This is a genomic window from Rossellomorea aquimaris (genome assembly GCF_000935355.1).
Lineage (GTDB): Bacteria > Bacillota > Bacilli > Bacillales > Bacillaceae_B > Rossellomorea > Rossellomorea aquimaris_B.
This window is the reverse complement of sequence record NZ_JXZC01000015.1, coordinates 23,199-41,920: the sequence shown is the minus strand read 5'-3', so window position 1 is coordinate 41,920 and position 18,722 is coordinate 23,199. Positions and strand designations below refer to the sequence as shown.

At 45.2% G+C, this 18,722-nt stretch carries 13 protein-coding genes and 1 riboswitch; of the genes, 11 read left to right on the top strand and 2 right to left on the bottom strand.

The window, feature by feature from the left end; translation table 11 throughout:
- Nucleotides 1-25: 25 nt before the first annotated feature.
- Nucleotides 26-979, bottom strand: a complete 954-nt coding sequence (gene uvsE / locus TV75_RS20190; protein ID WP_044340582.1) for a UV DNA damage repair endonuclease UvsE — start codon at nt 977-979, stop codon at nt 26-28.
- 12 nt (nt 980-991) lie between these two features.
- Nucleotides 992-2,197 (bottom strand): cardiolipin synthase, encoded by a 1,206-nt coding sequence (cls, locus tag TV75_RS20185; RefSeq protein WP_044340581.1) that lies wholly within the window; start codon nt 2,195-2,197, stop codon nt 992-994.
- 323 nt (nt 2,198-2,520) lie between these two features.
- Between cls and TV75_RS20180 the strand changes: the two genes are divergently transcribed.
- From TV75_RS20180 to TV75_RS20130, 11 genes are all read left to right on the top strand, one after another.
- Nucleotides 2,521-4,638, top strand: coding sequence for a 4Fe-4S dicluster domain-containing protein (locus tag TV75_RS20180; protein ID WP_044340580.1), 2,118 nt, complete (start codon nt 2,521-2,523; stop codon nt 4,636-4,638).
- A gap of 346 nt (nt 4,639-4,984) precedes the next feature.
- Entirely contained in the window at nt 4,985-6,172 is a 1,188-nt protein-coding gene (locus TV75_RS20175) for an acetyl-CoA C-acetyltransferase (RefSeq protein WP_044340579.1), read from the top strand.
- Between the two features lie 204 nt (nt 6,173-6,376).
- The gene (locus TV75_RS20170; RefSeq protein WP_044340578.1) at nt 6,377-7,228 is read left to right on the top strand and encodes a 3-hydroxybutyryl-CoA dehydrogenase; all 852 of its coding nucleotides are present in this window, start codon (nt 6,377-6,379) and stop codon (nt 7,226-7,228) included.
- Between the two features lie 29 nt (nt 7,229-7,257).
- On the top strand, nt 7,258-8,394 hold the full coding sequence (locus TV75_RS20165) for an acyl-CoA dehydrogenase (protein ID WP_044340577.1): 1,137 nt from the start codon (nt 7,258-7,260) through the stop codon (nt 8,392-8,394).
- Between the two features lie 174 nt (nt 8,395-8,568).
- Entirely contained in the window at nt 8,569-9,708 is a 1,140-nt protein-coding gene (locus TV75_RS20160; RefSeq protein ID WP_044340576.1) for an acyl-CoA dehydrogenase, read from the top strand.
- 253 nt (nt 9,709-9,961) lie between these two features.
- Nucleotides 9,962-10,615, top strand: coding sequence for a TetR/AcrR family transcriptional regulator (locus tag TV75_RS20155; protein ID WP_044340575.1), 654 nt, complete (start codon nt 9,962-9,964; stop codon nt 10,613-10,615).
- On the top strand, nt 10,612-13,878 hold the full coding sequence (gene icmF / locus TV75_RS20150) for a fused isobutyryl-CoA mutase/GTPase IcmF (protein ID WP_044340574.1): 3,267 nt from the start codon (nt 10,612-10,614) through the stop codon (nt 13,876-13,878). The genes TV75_RS20155 and icmF overlap by 4 nt, the downstream gene beginning before the upstream one ends.
- A gap of 257 nt (nt 13,879-14,135) precedes the next feature.
- Entirely contained in the window at nt 14,136-14,318 is a 183-nt protein-coding gene (locus tag TV75_RS20145) for a hypothetical protein (protein WP_044340573.1), read from the top strand.
- Between the two features lie 160 nt (nt 14,319-14,478).
- Nucleotides 14,479-15,045 carry a DNA-directed RNA polymerase subunit delta gene (gene rpoE / locus TV75_RS20140; protein ID WP_044340572.1) on the top strand — a complete coding sequence of 189 codons (567 nt, stop codon included), beginning with the start codon at nt 14,479-14,481 and terminating at the stop codon, nt 15,043-15,045.
- 459 nt (nt 15,046-15,504) lie between these two features.
- A complete protein-coding gene (locus TV75_RS20135; protein ID WP_044340571.1) occupies nt 15,505-17,109 on the top strand; it encodes a CTP synthase in 1,605 nt (534 codons plus the stop codon).
- Nucleotides 17,110-17,420: 311 nt separating this feature from the next.
- Nucleotides 17,421-17,527, top strand: a riboswitch (SAM riboswitch).
- 95 nt (nt 17,528-17,622) lie between these two features.
- Nucleotides 17,623-18,708, top strand: a complete 1,086-nt coding sequence (locus tag TV75_RS20130; protein ID WP_044340570.1) for a sugar ABC transporter substrate-binding protein — start codon at nt 17,623-17,625, stop codon at nt 18,706-18,708.
- The last annotated feature ends 14 nt before the right edge of the window (nt 18,709-18,722 follow it).

Sequence of the window (18,722 nt, the reverse complement as noted above, 5' to 3'; positions counted from 1 at the left end):
AACAACAAAGTGTCCATCTTTCACACTACCATTCCAAAGCCCCGCCACTAATTCGTTTCACTCCCCTGATGGTCGAAAGGTCCTCTATCAACTTCAGCATGGCCAAATCCTTATGCTTTGCTTCAATCATAAAGTCAACGTCCCGATCAAACGTCTTGAGTGTTTTGAAAAACCCCTCTACGAACCCCGCATCGACCAAATCAGCGTGAGAGCGAAAGGCTTTTTCCGATTTTGGGGAGGAAATATGTATTTTGGGAACGAGATCTCTCTTTTCCCATGTGGTAAAAATGGCTTCAAGATAATCCTCCAGAGGCTTCTCACTAAGATTAGCCTCATGATGATGGATGTCGAGAACCATGGGGATGCTTTCCTTTTGACATACGGCTAATGTTTCTTCAACCGTGTAGGTTTTGTCGTCATTTTCCAGGGTCATGATCTCTTTGACATCAGCAGGGAGGTCTTTCAGATTCTCATGAAAACGGACCAGTGTTTCATCCTTATCACCATAGCTTCCGCCGATGTGAATGTTGATGACAGAATCCTTCTCGATCCCCATATACTCAAGCATCCGGTAATGGTACACCATATCCTTCACGGCATTGTCCGTCACATGCTGTCTCGGACTTGTGAACAGGGTGAACTGATTGGGGTGAAAGCTTGCTCTGATACCGAATTTTTTAATCAGTCCCCCGAGCTCCGTCCATTCATTTTTAAAAGGGGAATGGAAATCCCATTCTACTTCCGGGTGGGTGGCTAAAGGAACAAGGGAGCTTGATAGTCGGTACACTTCAATTTCATGAGCTGCACACAAATACAGTATGCGTTTCGTATGTTCCAAATTTAATTTAGTCACTTCCTTCAAACGATCCATTCGTTCCTCTTTCGGAAGCTCGGAATATCGTTTGTAGGTCATGGTTTTGGCAGGGCTTGCGTCCCATAAGGAGAGGGAATTAGCAACAAACCCCAATCGCACTTTCATGTGGTATCCCCCTTAAAGTAAAATAGAAATGGATGAAGCGATACGTTCCTTGATACGGGTGAGTAAGGAAACATTTGCAAGATCGCTTTCACTCAGCATGTCGGATGCGTCCATATCCTTTACCATTTCTTTTTTCAATATGTGAATGAAATCTTTGTCGAAAATAAGATTATTGATTTCAAGGTTGATAAAGAAACTTCTTTTATCAAAATTCGCCGTACCTATATCACAGAAGTGGTCGTCTACAACCATCACTTTGGCATGGTAAAAGCCGTTCATGAATTGATACACCTTTGCTCCCTTAGAGAGCAAGGTCCTGAAATAAGGGAAGGCAGCTTCCTTCACCAACATATGATCAGCATTATTTGGAATGATGATCCTTACTATAACGCCCCGTTCCAATGCATCACAAAGGGCGTCCATCAAGATGGGAGTAGGGATGAAGTAAGGAGTTCCAATAATGATTTCCTCTTCGGCTTCATCAATGAATTTCTTGAAGAAATCTTCGATATTCACACCTTCTGTAGGGAAGATCTGGTGTGGGATGCTTCCTTTTTCGGCTGGAGGAAAGTATTTCGCTTCGTCTTTAAGGTCATCTTTCGTTCCCCTGAACCAATCGATACAAAATTCTGTTTGTAAATCGTGAACGCCTTCACCCTCCAAACGGAGATGATAATCCCTCCAGGGAGACAGCTCCGGTATGTCATTTTCATCAATATATTCTTTCCCGACATTATACCCTCCCAAATACCCGATCACCCCGTCAATGACTGTGATCTTCCGGTGGTTACGCTGTTGGGAGGAGAAGAATAAGAAGGGGAGCCGGACCTTTTGACAGAAGGCCACTTCCACACCTGCGTCCCGAAGCATCCTCACCTTTGATTTAGGTACGTTATGACTCCCGATCTGATCCATTAACAGGCGGACCTCTACGCCTTCTTTTGCTTTATCCTTCAGTAAATCCATAAACCGTAAAGCGAAATGGTCATCTTGTACAATGTAAAATAAAACATGAATAGAGGACTTGGCTTCCTTCAGTTCTTTAAACATTTGATCAAAAAGCTCGGGACCCCTGGAAAACAATTTAATATCGCTATTCCTTTTTTCATAATCTCTTCGTGTCCGTGTCCGGATGAAATGACTTCTTCCCAGCTTAAAGTCGATCACCACCCACACGAATACGGCAACTATCAATAACAGTAGGATGAACCACCACATATAATCACTCTCTCATTTGCATTAGCTTTAGTATGTCCTTAATTTTCCGTACTTTGCACTCTTTCTTCTTTTCCCTAAATGGATTCCATTCGAAACCTGTACGGGTACAAAAAGTCCTGAAATTAACGGGTGCAGGGCTGCTACTGGTGAATAGTTCTCACGAGCCAATGAAAAGGTTTTCACTTTTCTTGGTAAAAACCATTGACTGAATGCTCATTCATAATATAATGGATATATAAACTATTCAGAATATTAATTTGGTTTGTAAAAGTTTGAACAAAGGGGAAGTTCGAGTCAGACCAATGAAGGGGGAGTGTTTTTAAATGAATGGGTTACTCATTCTCAATTGGGTTGCATTTATTCTTGTAACCGTTTACGCACTAAGTCTGTTTGTGTATGTAGTAAAGACGAGAATTGAATATATTAAGCTCGGAAAGAAAGTGGAGTTCGACCAGCGATTCAAGGAACGATTCCAGAAGATCGTGGTCAACGTCTTCGGACAGAAGAAGCTCTTGAAGGATAAGAAGAGTGGAGCAATCCACGTCATGTTCTTCTACGGTTTCATATTAGTCCAATTCGGAGCCATCGATTTCATCTGGAAAGGACTGGCGCCAGGGAGTCACTTACCACTGGGGCCATTATATCCTGGATTCACGTTCTTCCAGGAGCTTGTCACACTAATGATCCTGGTAGCGGTTGTCTGGGCCTTCCATCGCCGCTATGTGGAGAAGCTGGTTCGTCTAAAAAGAGGATTTAAATCAGGATTGGTTCTCTTATTCATCGGGGGATTAATGCTATCGGTACTTGTAGGGAACGGAATGGGCCTGATCTGGCACGGTGAAGAGCTTGCCTGGACAGAGCCTGTAGCGTCACTCATTGCAGGGGCACTTGGAGCCATCGGGGAAACAGCTTCCATCGTCATTTTTTATGTAGCATGGTGGATTCACTTACTATTCTTACTGGCATTCCTGGTATATGTTCCACAATCCAAGCATGCTCACTTAATCGCAGGTCCTGCGAATGTTTACTTCAATCGTTTAGACAACCCTGGAAAGCTTAAGCCCATCGACTTTGAAGATGAGTCAGCCGAAAGCTTCGGGGTAGGGAAAATCGAAGAGTTCACCCAACATCAAATGATCGATTTCTACGCGTGCGTGGAATGTGGCCGTTGTACGAATATGTGTCCTGCTACAGGAACAGGGAAAATGCTTTCCCCAATGGATTTAATTGTGAAACTGCGTGATAATCTGACCAATCACGGTGCGGTCGTTACGCAGAAAAAGCCTTGGGTACCGACATTTGCTTTCAATGGTACGAAAGGGAATCAGCTGGCCATGGCGAGCGCCACTCAGGCAGCAGAAGAGGCAGCAGCTGGAGCTACTTACAGTCCTTCCTTGATCGGAGATGTGATCACAGAAGAAGAAATCTGGGCATGTACAACGTGCCGTAACTGTGAAGACCAATGTCCGGTCATGAACGAGCACGTAGATAAAATCATCGACCTTCGCCGTTACCTGGTCCTGACTGAAGGAAAGATGGATGCGGACGCACAGCGCGCCATGCAGAACATCGAACGTCAGGGAAATCCTTGGGGTCTGAACCGGAAAGAACGTGAAAACTGGCGTGAAGCGAGAGAAGACGTTCACATCCCTACGGTGAAAGAAATGAAAAAAGCCGGTGAGGACTTCGAATACTTATTCTGGGTTGGATCCATGGGTTCTTTCGATAACCGAAGCCAAAAAATCGCGTTATCTTTCGCAAAGCTGCTGAATGAAGCAGGCGTGAAATTCGCAATCTTAGGAAACAAAGAGAAGAATTCCGGCGATACACCACGTCGACTCGGAAATGAATTCCTATTCCAGGAGCTCGCAGGCCAAAACATCGCCGAATTTGAAAAGAACGAAATCAAGAAAATTATTACGATCGATCCGCATGCATATAACATTTTTAAAAATGAGTACCCGGACTTCGGGTTGGAAGCGGAAGTGTATCACCATACGGAACTTCTGTATGACCTAGTAAAAGAAGGGCGTCTGAAGCCGAAATACGAAGTGAACGAAACAATCACCTTCCACGACTCCTGTTACCTGGGCCGTTACAATGAAGTTTACGATCCGCCACGTGAAATCCTGAAATCAATCTCCGGCGTGAAATTGGTTGAAATGGAACGTAACCGTGAAAAGGGTATGTGCTGTGGAGCTGGTGGAGGACTCATGTGGATGGAAGAAGACGCAGGTCACCGCGTGAACGTCTCCCGTACAGAGCAGGCACTTGAAGTGAGTCCGTCAGTCATCAGCTCGGGTTGTCCATATTGCCTGACGATGCTTTCGGATGGAACGAAAGCGAAGGAAGTAGAAGAAACCGTCTCTACTCAGGATGTGGCAGAAATCCTTGAAAAAGCGGTATGCGGTGATCAAAAAGATCAGCCGGCTGCTTCGTAAAAAGAATATTATCCGTTTGATAATGAAAAGTCCGCTTCTCAGCAGTTGAACATCTAGGAGTGAAACCAAAGCCTCAACCTGCGTTTCACTCCTATTGTTTTTCCACAATAATAAATTTAATAGAAAAATAAAAACTTTCAAAAAAATCATTACGTTCTAACCGGATATGAAGTACAATAAAGGTATATAAGGGACAAAAACTGTCCCTTCTCTTATAGGGACTGGTTGAGCGAGCGTTCAGTCGTTTAAGGGCAGGTCACCTGTTGCCGAATTTTTTTAAACATATTTGAAAGCGTATACAATTTTGCCGAATCAAATCATTCAAATATAAAGGAGAGCGATTGAGATGGGAAAAACGGTTATTTTAGATGGAGCGAGAACTCCTTTTGGTAAATTTGGCGGAAGCTTAAGCGGTTTTACAGCTTCAGAGCTGGGTGGTTTCGCGGTGAAGGAAGCCCTGAAACGTTCGGGTGTAAGTGGTGAACAAGTAGAAGAAGTCATCCTCGGGTCTGTTTTGCAAGGAGGACAGGGACAAATTCCTTCCCGACAAGCATCCCGTCATGCCGGATTACCGTGGAACGTCAAGACGGAAACCATCAACAAGGTATGTGCTTCAGGAATGCGAAGCGTGACAATGGGTGATCAAATCATCCGTGCAGGCGACGGTGGAGTCATCGTGGCAGGCGGAATGGAATCCATGTCAAATGCTCCTTACATCCTGCCAAAAGCTCGCTGGGGCTTCAAGATGGGTGATTCACAGGTGAAGGACTTAATGGTTCATGACGGATTGACGTGCAGCTTCAACAATGTCCATATGGGAACGTACGGAAATGAAACAGCGAAAGAGTTTGAACTATCTAGAGAAGAGCAGGATCAGTGGGCACTAAGAAGCCATGAACGTGCAGTGAAAGCGACAGAAGCAGGCGTTCTTGGCGAAGAAATAGTTGCGGTTGAAGTTCCACAGCGAAAAGGGGACCCGGTTGTTGTCGATAAAGATGAAGCTCCACGAAAAGAAACGTCCATCGAGGCTTTGGCTAAATTAGGTCCTGTCTTCGGATCGGAAGGAACGATCACAGCAGGGAACGCACCAGGGGTCAACGACGGAGCGGCAGCCATGGTACTCATGAGCGAAGAGAGGGCCCTAAAAGAAGGGAAGCAGCCACTTGCCACCATCCTTGGACATACAGCAATCGCCGTGGAAGCAAAGGACTTCCCGCAAACACCTGGACTCGTCATCAATGAGCTGCTGAAGAAAACAGGGAAATCACTTGAAGAAATCGACCTGTTTGAAATTAACGAAGCCTTCGCAGCAGTTGCCCTGACAAGCGGGAAAATCGCTGGATTAGATCCTGAAAAAGTCAATGTGAACGGTGGAGCAGTTGCCCTTGGTCATCCGATCGGGGCAAGTGGAGCGCGTATCATCCTGACACTGGCTTATGAATTGAAACGTCGCGGAGGCGGAATCGGAATTGCGTCGATCTGCAGCGGCGGCGGTCAAGGGGATGCCATCATGATCGAGGTGGCGAAGCAGTAGGGAGTTTGTACAGGATTGTACCCGGTACAAAAAGAACGAAATGTATCAGGTATAAAGTTGGTTAAAAGTTCAGCTGCTGAATTTTCGATTAAAATCAGCAGCTGAAATAATCCGAAATAATCCAACCATTCAACAGCTGATCAACACAACTTCAATTTTAAACTAAATCAATATATTACTAGCGTTAACAAAGGGGAGAACAAAATGAACATCAAAAATGTAATGGTCATCGGCGCAGGGCAAATGGGTTCAGGAATCGCTCAAGTGTGCGCACAGGCGGGATTCAACGTATACCTGAACGACCTGAAAGAAGAATTTGTTCAAAAAGGGATGGGCGTGATTACGAAGAATCTCACACGCTCCGTTGAAAAAGGAAGAATGTCCGAAGAAGATAAAACAGCGACAGTCAACCGATTAAAGGCTTCAACCGATATTCAGGACGCGAAGCATGTGGACCTTGTCATCGAAGCGGCTGTTGAAAATATGGATATCAAAACGAAGATCTTTGCTCAATTGGATGAGATCACACCACAGCACACGATCCTTGCTTCCAATACATCTTCACTTCCCATTACAGAAATTGCTGCAGCGACGAAGCGTCCCCAGCAAGTAATCGGAATGCACTTTATGAACCCGGTACCGGTCATGAAATTAGTTGAAATCATTCGCGGACTGGCGACAACCGATGAAGTGTATCAAGTAATCGAAGACATGACGAAATCCCTTGAAAAAGTACCGGTTGAAGTGGAAGACTTCCCTGGATTCGTCTCCAATCGTATCCTTATGCCGATGATCAATGAAGCGATTTATACGCTTTATGAAGGAGTGGCGAGTAAAGAGGCGATTGATGAAGTAATGAAGCTCGGGATGAATCACCCGATGGGTCCACTTACTCTGGCAGACTTCATCGGACTTGATACATGCCTATACATCATGGAAACCCTTCACGAAGGCTTTGGTGATGACAAGTATCGTCCATGTCCGCTTCTCCGGAAATATGTGAAAGCAGGCTGGTTGGGACGTAAAACAGGCCGCGGCTTCTATTCATACGAGTAATAACGACGAACATCAGGGAGGAATCATTCATGGAGTTACGATTCACGGAAGAGCAACAGATGATGAGAAAGATGGTACGGGATTTTGCTGAAACGGAAATTCAGCCGTTTGTAGAGAAGATGGAAGAAGGACAATTCCCGAGAGAGATTTTAAATAAAATGGCTGAACTCGGCCTGATGGGGATCACGATCCCAGAGAAATATGGCGGTTCCGAGATGGATTTCACTTCATATATCATCGCGATTCATGAGCTGTCAAAAGTTAGTGCAACCATCGGGGTCATCCTGTCTGTGCATACTTCGGTGGGCACGAATCCGATTCTTTATTTCGGTAATGAAGAACAGAAGCAAAAATATCTTCCAAAGCTTGCGACAGGTGAATACTTAGGGGCTTTCTGTTTAACGGAACCGAGTGCGGGATCGGATGCGAAAAGCTTGAAAACGAAAGCCGAAAAACGTGATGATCATTATGTTTTAAATGGATCAAAAGTCTTTATTACAAATGGTGGGGAAGCGGATACGTATATTGTCTTTGCAGCAACGGACCCGTCAAAAGGTAGCCGCGGGGTATCCGCCTTTATCGTAGAAAAAGATACGCCTGGTCTCGTGATTGGAAAAGACGAACATAAAATGGGCCTTCACGGTTCAAGAACGGTTCAGCTGACCTTTGAGGATATGAAGGTCCCGGCTGAGAACCTTCTTGGTCAGGAAGGGGAAGGCTTCAAGATCGCCATGGCGAACCTCGATGTTGGACGGATCGGGATTGCTGCCCAGGCATTAGGAATTGCAGAAGCTGCTTTTGAATACTCTACCGCTTATGCAAAGGAGCGTGTGCAATTCGGGAAACCGATCGCTGCACAACAAGGTATAGGGTTTAAACTGGCGGATATGGCAACGGCTGTTGAAGGATCGAAGCTTCTTGTATACCGTGCTGCCAACCTTCGTTCGAACAATATCTCTTGTGGAAAAGAAGCAAGCATGGCAAAACTGTTTGCTTCTAAAACGGCTGTTGAAGTGTCGACGGAAGCAATCCAGGTTTATGGCGGATACGGATATACGAAAGAATATCCAGTGGAGCGCTTGTTCCGTGATGCGAAGGTGACAGAGATTTATGAGGGTACGAGTGAGATTCAGAGAATGGTGATCGGGAAGAATTTGTTGGTTTAGTTGGAGCGGGTAGCTTGAAGTCTTGGTGGAGTGTCTTTGGGTATACATTCTGAAGCGTGTCAGGCACCCGATCTTGATAGTGATGTTCGTGGCGTAAAGGGGTTTGTTTGTTTGCTTTGCTTGCATCGTAAGGGTGCCAGACCCGGTATGTTGATGATAAGAGGAGGAATTGAGATGAATTTTAAATTATCGGAAGAGCATGAAATGATACGTAAGATGGTGCGTGATTTTGCGCGGAATGAGGTGGCACCTACTGCTGCTGAGCGTGATGAGGAAGAGCGCTTCGATATGGATTTATTCAAGAAGATGGCTGAGCTTGGGCTGACGGGGATTCCTTGGCCTGAAGAGTATGGTGGAATCGGAAGTGACTATTTAGCGTACTGTATCGCTGTTGAAGAGTTATCAAGAGTGTGTGCGTCAACGGGGGTAACCCTTTCCGCTCATACATCGTTAGCAGGCTGGCCGGTTTACAAATTCGGTACAGAAGAACAAAAACAGAAATACCTTCGCCCGATGGCCCAAGGTGAGAAAATCGGTGCTTACGGTCTGACTGAGCCGGGTTCAGGTTCGGACGCAGGAGGCATGAAAACGACGGCTCGTTTAGAAGGCGACCATTACGTATTGAACGGTTCTAAAATTTTCATCACGAACGGTGGAATCGCCGATACGTATATCGTGTTTGCATTGACAGATCCTTCCCAGCGTCAGCGTGGAACGAGTGCGTTCATCGTAGAGGCAGACTTTGAAGGGTTCTCTGTAGGGAAGAAAGAGAAAAAGCTCGGAATCCGTTCATCTCCAACGACTGAGATTGTATTCGAAGACTGCAAGGTACCTAAAGAAAACATGCTTGGAAACGAAGGCGATGGATTCAAGATTGCCATGATGACACTTGATGGCGGCCGTAATGGAATCGCCGCTCAAGCAGTCGGGATTGCCCAAGGTGCCCTGGATGCGTCTGTGGAGTATGCAAAAGAGCGTGAGCAATTCGGGAAGCCGATTGCAGCGAACCAAGGGATTTCATTCAAGATTGCCGATATGGCGACGTCCATCGAAGCTTCCCGTCTATTAACCTATCAAGCTGCGTGGCTTGAGTCAGAAGGCCTCCCATATGGAAAAGAATCGGCGATGTCGAAGCTGATGGCCGGGGATACAGCGATGAAGGTGACGACGGAAGCGGTTCAGATCTTTGGTGGGTATGGGTATACGAAGGATTATCCGGTGGAGCGTTATATGCGTGATGCGAAGATCACTCAGATTTATGAGGGGACACAGGAGATTCAGAGATTGGTTATTTCGCGGATGGTGACGAAGTAGGGGTTTGATATGAGGGGATTTTTGGTGAGGATCTCCTGGTCGTCTTGAAGCGTGTCAGGCACCCGATGGGCCCTGAGATGCTTCGTGGCGTAAAGGGGTTTGTATGATTGAAGGCGTCGTAAGGGTGCCAGGCCCGGAATGTATGGATATTGGGTTAGAGAGATAGAAGGCCATCTGCTTTGTTGGGGGATGAGGCAGGTGGTGTTGTAATGGGGTCAATGGGAGAATCGGATAGAAAAGGCGGTCGGTTGTTTTGAATAAGAAGAGGGAAGTTCATGCTTCGGTTAAGGATGAGCGTTTAGTGGAAAAGCGGCGTGATCAGATGATTCGCGGGGCCGTCTCTCTATTTAAACAAAAGGGGTTTCATCGCACCACGACAAGAGAGATCGCGAAGGCCGCCGGATTCAGTATCGGAACGCTATATGAATATATTCGGACAAAGGAAGATGTCTTGTATTTAGTGTGTGACAGCATTTATGAGCAGGTTCGGTTGGAGCTTGAGGAGCTGGATGTCGGAAAAGGCACTCTTGAGAGCTTAAGGCTTGGGATTGCGCACTATTTTCAAGTGATGGACCGGATGCAGGATGAAGTCCTGGTCATGTATCAGGAGGCGAAATCTTTATCGAAGGATGCCCTTCCATATGTCCTGCGTAAGGAACTTGAAATGGTGGGGATGGTGGAAGACCTCATCATTGGATGCGTGGAAAGCGGAAAGCTTGAGCTTGATGAAGATCAGATCCATATGCTGGCACAAAACGTATTCGTCCAGGGACAGATGTGGGGATTCCGTCGCTGGGCACTGCAAAAGCGTTTTACACTCGATGAATACATCAATCTTCAAATCGAATTACTTTTTGCAGGCGTCATAGGGTTTGAAAAACAAGGGAGAACAGGGGGAGTAATATGAGCACGGTTGAAATTTATAAACCAAAGCACCATGTTCGTTTTGTCACGGCTTCGAGTCTATTTGACGGACATGATGCGTCGATCAATATAATGCGTCGGATTATCCAGGCAAGTGGAGCGGAGGTTATCCATTTGGGGCATAACCGCTCCGTTGAGGAAGTCGTCAATGCTGCCATACAGGAGGATGTACAGGGAATCGCGATTTCGTCCTACCAGGGTGGACACGTTGAATATTTCAAATACATGTACGATCTTTTGAAAGAAAGAGGGGCGTCCCATATCCGCATTTACGGCGGAGGCGGGGGCGTGATCATTCCTCGTGAAATCAAGGAACTCCATGAATACGGCATTGCCCGCATCTTCTCACCTGAAGACGGCCGAAAGCATGGTCTTCAAGGAATGATCAACAACATGATCAAGGAATGTGATTTTCCAACGATTAAAGGAAGCGTGAACCAAGAGGTTGAAAAGCTTTCTTCTGGTAATGTAAACACGATTTCCAAGCTGATTTCACTTGCTGAATATCAAGTGGGGGCGAACGAAGAAGTCGCCGCAACGGCTCAAACGGTATTCTCGGAGATTAAGAGTTTAGCGAAGAAAGCACCAGTACTGGGAATCACGGGTACAGGTGGAGCAGGGAAGAGTTCCTTGACGGATGAGCTGATCCGTCGTTTCATCAATGAACTTCCTGAAAAGAAAATCGCGATTTTATCCATTGACCCTACGAAACAAAAAACAGGCGGAGCCCTTCTCGGGGATCGTATCCGTATGAACGCGATCTTCAATCCGCGCGTCTATATGCGTAGTCTCGCAACCCGAGGATCGAAAACAGAGCTTTCACTCGCCATCAAAGACGCGATCAATGTGGTGAAAGCAGCAGGCTATGATTTGATTGTGGTCGAAACGAGCGGGATCGGGCAGGGGGATGCGGAAATCGCTGAAATCTGTGACATGTCCATGTACGTCATGACAAGTGAATTCGGGGCTCCGTCACAGCTTGAGAAAATCGATATGATTGATTTCGCAGACCTGATCGTGATCAATAAATTTGAGCGCAAAGGATCCGAGGATGCAAGACGTCAGGTTCAGAAGCAATATCAGCGCAGCCACTTGCTTTTTGATAAAGACTTGGATGACATGCCGGTCTACGGGACGATTGCCAGTCAGTTCAACGATCCGGGTACGAATGCACTATTTGCGGCGATCATCGAAACGGTGAACAAGAAAATGGAGCTGGATTGGAAAACAAGCTTCTCCAAGGACGTGGACGTTGAAAAGCAAAACGTCATCATTCCAAACAATCGTCGTTACTATTTGCGTGAAATTGCGGAAACCGTCCGGAACTATCACAAAAAGGCAGAAGAGCAAGTGAACCTGGCCCGCCGACTGTTCCAGCTGGAAGGGGCAATCGAAGCCGTCAGCGAAAAAGAAACAAATGATGGGGTCGTGACTTCCCTTCAGACGTTGAAAGATGAAGTCGAAAACAAATTAACAGCAGAATCCAAACAGATTTTAGAGAAATGGGACTCTTTGAAGGAAACCTACAGCAAAGATCAGTTCATCACAAAAATCCGTGATAAAGAAATTGTCACTGAATTAAAGACAAAGAGCTTATCAGGACTTGATATTCCGAAAGTATCCCTACCGAAATACAAAGATTATGGTCAAATTTTGGATTGGGTGTATAAAGAGAATGTTCCAGGTTCATTCCCTTATACAGCAGGAGTATTTCCTTTTAAACGAAAAGGGGAAGATCCGAAGCGTCAGTTTGCCGGTGAAGGGACTCCTGAACGGACGAACCGCCGTTTCCACTATCTATCAAAAGATGATGATGCAAAACGCCTGAGTACAGCGTTTGATTCAGTAACGCTATATGGTGAAGATCCGGACCACCGTCCTGACATCTACGGAAAAGTAGGGGAGAGCGGTGTAAGCATTTGTACCCTTGAAGATATGAAAAAGCTCTATGCCGGTTTTGATTTATGTGCTCCTTCTACGTCCGTTTCCATGACGATCAATGGACCTGCACCGATCATCCTGGCAATGTATATGAATACAGCGATCGATCAGCAGATCCGTATGAAAGAAGAAGAACTGGGCCGTGTGCTGACGGTGGAAGAATATGTGGAAGTAAAGGAGCAAACGCTGCAAGTCGTGCGGGGAACCGTGCAGGCAGATATTTTAAAAGAAGATCAGGGACAAAACACGTGTATCTTTTCGACTGAATTTGCCCTTCGCATGATGGGTGACATCCAGCAGTACTTCATCGATCACAAAGTAAGAAACTATTACTCTGTATCGATTTCCGGCTATCATATCGCGGAGGCGGGAGCCAATCCGATTTCACAGCTTGCGTTCACATTGGCGAACGGATTTACGTATGTGGAATACTATTTGAGCCGCGGAATGGATATCAATGCCTTTGCACCAAACTTATCCTTCTTCTTCTCAAACGGCCTGGACCCTGAGTATACGGTGATCGGTCGTGTGGCCCGCCGCATTTGGTCAACGGTGATGCGGGATAAATATGGTGCCAATGAACGCAGTCAGAAGCTGAAATATCATATTCAAACATCAGGCCGCTCTCTTCATGCCCAAGAAATTGACTTCAATGATATTCGTACAACGCTTCAGGCCTTGATGGCATTACAGGATAACTGTAACTCCCTGCACACCAATGCCTACGATGAAGCCATCACGACACCGACGGAGGAATCCGTTCGCCGTGCCATGGCAATCCAGATGATCATCACGAAAGAGCACGGACTATCAAAAAATGAAAATCCGCTTCAAGGATCGTTCATCGTCGAAGAACTGACCGATCTGGTTGAGGAAATGGTCCTGACGGAATTTGATCGCCTGAATGACCGCGGCGGGGTACTTGGTTCCATGGAAACCCAGTATCAACGCGGGAAAATCCAAGAGGAATCCATGTTCTATGAAATGAAAAAGCATTCCGGGGAACTTCCGATCGTGGGAGTGAACACGTACCTTAACCCGAATCCACCTTCAGAGGAAGAAATGGACAGCATGGAGCTTGCACGTGCGACGAAAGAAGAAAAGGAAACACAAATTCATAATCTGCGAGACTTCCAATCACAGCACAAAGACAAATCCGAAGAAGCACTGACCAGCTTAAAACAAGCGGCCGTCAACGGAGGAAACATCTTTGAAGAGCTCATGGAAACGGTGAAAGTAGCCAGCCTCGGCCAAATCACACGCGCCCTATACGAAGTTGGCGGACAGTACCGTCGTAATATGTAAAACAAATCATGAAGAAGATGAGACTACTGTGGGGGTGCAGTGGTCTCTTTTTCTGGTGGCTCTTCTGCAGGCTAATCAATAACTATAGGACAAATAAACGAAATAAGTTTAAAAAGTCCCCAAATCGTCTATCCTTAAAACAAAATCAACCAATTTTTAACACGATCTTAATAGTAGTCGTGTATCATTTCCTATATAATGAGAATTGTCAGATAAGTGAATGGGTAAGAACGATACATACGTTTGGATGTGAGACTGTGAAGACCATTTTTCGTTATATACTATTGACCATCATCATATTCGCAGCTGTACTTCTATATCAATTGCAATTAGGGGCGATTCCTTTTTTTCTACTCTCTTTCTATCTTTTCTATGAAGCTTTCCGTATGATCAGAAATGGTGATAAAGAAGAAGAATGGGAAGGTGGAAGGCCATCTTGACGCCAGTTGTGAAAAAAATGCGAGAAAAACTAGATAGGTATAGCATAAAGTCTTTTATATTGTTTATAATGATTAATATGGTTAAAATTGATAATGGAGAATTTTTGCCCTTTTTTACTCTACTTAGTAGAGTGTGAAATAGAGAAAGGAAGTGCGTAAAGTGAGTCTTAAGCAGTTATCCAAAGAAGAATTACGTCAAACATCATTCATTGAGTTGGCACATGAAATTTTAGTAGAGAAAAAGCAAGCAATAGCTTTCGAAGAAGTAGTGAGCGAAATCAAAGGTTTGCTTGAAATCTCTGATAAAGAGGTTCGCAGCCGTTTACTTCAATTTTACACGGACCTGAATATCGATGGACGCTTTATTGCCATGGGTGATAACCGTTGGGGACTAAGAGAATGGTACCCGGTTGATCAAATCGAGGAAGAAACCGTTCCAACGATGAAATCCAGCAAGAAGAAAAAATCGAAGAAAAAAGACGAAGACGATCTGGATCTGGATGATTTCGATGATCTGGACGATGAAGACCTTGATTACGATGATCTTGATGACACGGACGATGACGATGATCTGACAGATGATGATGACGATGTGGATGTCGTTGACGATGCAGACGAAGATCTGGATATCGATGAAGACGAAGAAGAACTCGAAATCGATGAATTCGATGAAGTCGATGAAGATGAAGACGAAGAGGATCTTGAAGAAGATGAGGAAGAGAAATAATCTCTTTCATTGAAATGGCTCCCCAAAAGGTTTTTTGCCTTCGGGGAGCTTTTTAATATGCCCGAAATGATTGAAAATTCTATCCTTATTCTGTGCTTGACTTATTGTTCACAGGAAGGTAGTATTTTATTTGGGCTCCCTAAAAAGGGACGAATAACGTATATCACGCTCCCCTTACATGATTGTAAGCGGGGCGTTTTTTATTTTTTTAAAAAGAATGCTTTGACATACTGGGGTTTAACCTAAACCTTTTTGTGTAGCGGATCGATTCTTTAAAGACCCCTTACATTTTTATGTATATTGATAATGAGAGGCTGTCTTTTAGCTGTTTATGCAGATGAATTTATTTTTGTGGAATGGACTTGTCCTTCTTTGAACAAGATAAATTCATGACATAACTACATAAGAGACACCCTCTACTTTTTTTGAAACAAACTTACTTTGAAGGGGGACATATACATGACTAAGTATATTTTCGTAACAGGCGGCGTAGTGTCGTCACTAGGGAAAGGGATCACAGCAGCGTCCCTTGGAAGACTATTGAAAAACCGTGGAGTGAGCGTCACGATCCAGAAGTTTGATCCATACATCAACGTGGATCCGGGAACGATGAGTCCATATCAGCACGGTGAAGTATTTGTAACAGATGATGGTGCGGAAACGGATCTTGACTTAGGTCACTATGAGCGTTTCGTTGACATTAACCTGACGAAATACAGCTCTGTGACGACGGGTAAAATCTATTCAACTGTACTGAAGAAAGAGCGTCGCGGAGATTATCTTGGTGGAACGGTACAAGTTATCCCACACATCACCAACGAAATCAAAGAACGCGTATACCGCGCTGGACGCGAAACCAATTCAGATGTCGTGATCACGGAAATCGGTGGAACAGTAGGGGATATCGAATCTCTGCCATTCCTTGAAGCGATTCGCCAGATCAAGAGCGACGTAGGCCGTGACAATGTGATGTATATCCACTGTACACTTGTACCTTACATTAAAGCAGCGGGTGAAATGAAAACAAAACCGACTCAGCATAGCGTAAAAGAGCTTCGCAGTCTTGGTATCCAGCCAAATGTCATCGTCGTGCGTACAGAAATGCCAATGACTCAAGACATGAAAGACAAAATTGCGTTATTCTGTGATATTGATAAAAATGCTGTAATCGAGGCAATGGATGCAGATACACTATACTCTGTGCCACTTGCGCTACAGGATCAAAAGCTTGATGAAATCACATGTCAGCACTTGAAACTTAATTGCCACGAAGCAGACATGACCGAGTGGAATGAGCTCGTTGATCGCGTGAAAAACCTGTCTCGTAAAACAAGAATCGCCCTGGTAGGGAAATATGTTGAATTACAGGACGCGTATATCTCAGTAGTGGAAGCCCTTCGTCACGCCGGCTATCATTTCGATAGCGACATCGAAGTAAGATGGTTGAACTCTGAGCTCATCGACAACGCAAACGTAGCAGAAAAACTTGCAGACGTAGATGGAATCCTTGTACCAGGCGGTTTCGGTGACCGTGGAGTGGAAGGGAAAATCGCTGCGACTCAATATGCCCGGGAAAACAAGGTTCCTTTCCTTGGAATCTGCCTTGGTATGCAGCTTGCATCCGTAGAATATGCACGTAATGTTCTTGGTCTTGAAGGAGCTCACTCGGCTGAGCTGAATCCTGAAACGCCATACCCGGTCATCGACCTTTTACCAGAACAAAAGGATATCGAAGATCTAGGCGGGACACTGCGTCTTGGTCTATATCCGTGTAAGCTGACAAAAGGTTCAAAAGCCTATGCAGCCTACGATGGAGAAGTGGTTTACGAGCGTCACCGCCACCGCTTCGAATTCAACAATCACTACCGTGAGCAAATGGAAAAAGCCGGCTTCATCTTCTCAGGCACAAGTCCGGATGGCCGTCTTGTGGAAATCATCGAGCTAAGCGACCACCCATGGTTCGTCGCATCTCAATTCCACCCTGAATTCACATCACGCCCGACACGCCCGCAGCCTCTATTCAGAGACTTCGTGGAAGCATCACTTGCTTATGGTGAGAAATAAGATTTGTTTGGAACTGCTCTCCCTGGTTTGGGAGGGCGGTTTTTTTGTGGGCTGGGTGGCCGATTTTTAAGGGGAATCGGGATTTATCGACCGTTATTGAGATTTATCAACCGAAATCCAAAATTATCAACCGTATTTTCAATTTATCAACCTAACTTTCACGATATAAACCGTTCTACAAATAGTGACAAATTTCGCTCAACCCTCTTTAATCCTATATAGAAAAATTCCTAAAAAGAATATTGACAATATTCCCACATATCGTTAATATAGCGATTATAGCAAAAGCGAACACAACCAAATTTCATAATCTCTTATAAAGAGTTGGCAGAGGGACTGGCCCGATGACGCCCGGCAACCTACCGTACACACGGAAAGGTGCTAAGACCTGCAGGAAGAATTTCCTGAGTGATAAGAGTACGTTTATTTATACATAAACCTCTTTTCTCTTGGGAAAAGGGGTTTTTTTATTTGAAAAATTGAGGCATATGACCTCGGGAGGAGAAAAGAAAGATGAAAAAAACGGCATCATTACTCGTATTACTCGCACTTATTTTCAGTTTGGCGGCTTGTCAGCCAAAGGTTTCACAGGAGGCTGACGCGGACAGTGGAGAAAAGAAGGAAGCAGTGTCCGATCATCCATTGGCCAATAAAAAGATCGCCCTTATTATGCAGATCAATTTAGGGACATTTTCCGCTCAATACATAGAAGGTGTCAAGGAGCAGGTAGAGAAGTTTGGCGGTAAAGTTCAAGTGTTTACATCTGAAGGAGATCTGGCAAAAATGTCGTCCAACCTGGATGCGGCCATCAATCAAAAATTTGATGGGATCCTCATCGATCATGGTACGAAAGAAGCGCTGGAATCTGGGGTGGAAAAGGCGAAGGAACAAAACATTCCCGTTGTCGTATTCGATGCGGATGTTGCTTCAGAAGGGGTGACGGTCCTCGAGCAAGGCGATCAGCAAATGGCTGAACAAACCTTGACGAAGCTTTCTGATGAGCTTGGCGGCAAAGGTGAGATCGTGAAGATTTGGGTTGCAGGATTTGCACCGATGGAAAGACGCCAGGTTGCCTACCAGGAATTTTTAGGAAAAAATCCTGATATCAAAGAGGTGGCAGCATTTGGAGCGGCTACTCAGAATACAGCACTGGATACACAGGCTCAAATGGAGGCCATATTGAAACAGTATCCGAACAAAGGTGACATCGATGCTGTCTGGGCTGCTTGGGATGAATTTGCAAAAGGCGCCGTTCGGGCAATCGAAGCGGCAGGGAGAGATGAAATCAAAGTATATGGTATCGATATGAGTGATGAGGACCTCCAAATCATTCAAAAAGATGGAAGCCCGTGGGTGGCATCGGCAGCAGTCGATCCGAAAGATATCGGCCGTGTGCAGGTCCGCTTCTTATATCAAAAGCTAAATGGCGAAGAAACGCCTGAGAAAGTAAAGCTTGAGCCGGTCTTTATTGAAAAAGAAGCATTGCCTGAAGAAACGATCACCACAGATCAATTGCACGAGCATGTAGATGGCTGGGGAGCAAGTGAGCAAGGCTATACAGATGAATTGAAAAAGCTTGAAGGATCGTTCACAGAGTAGAAAGGAGTTAGAAG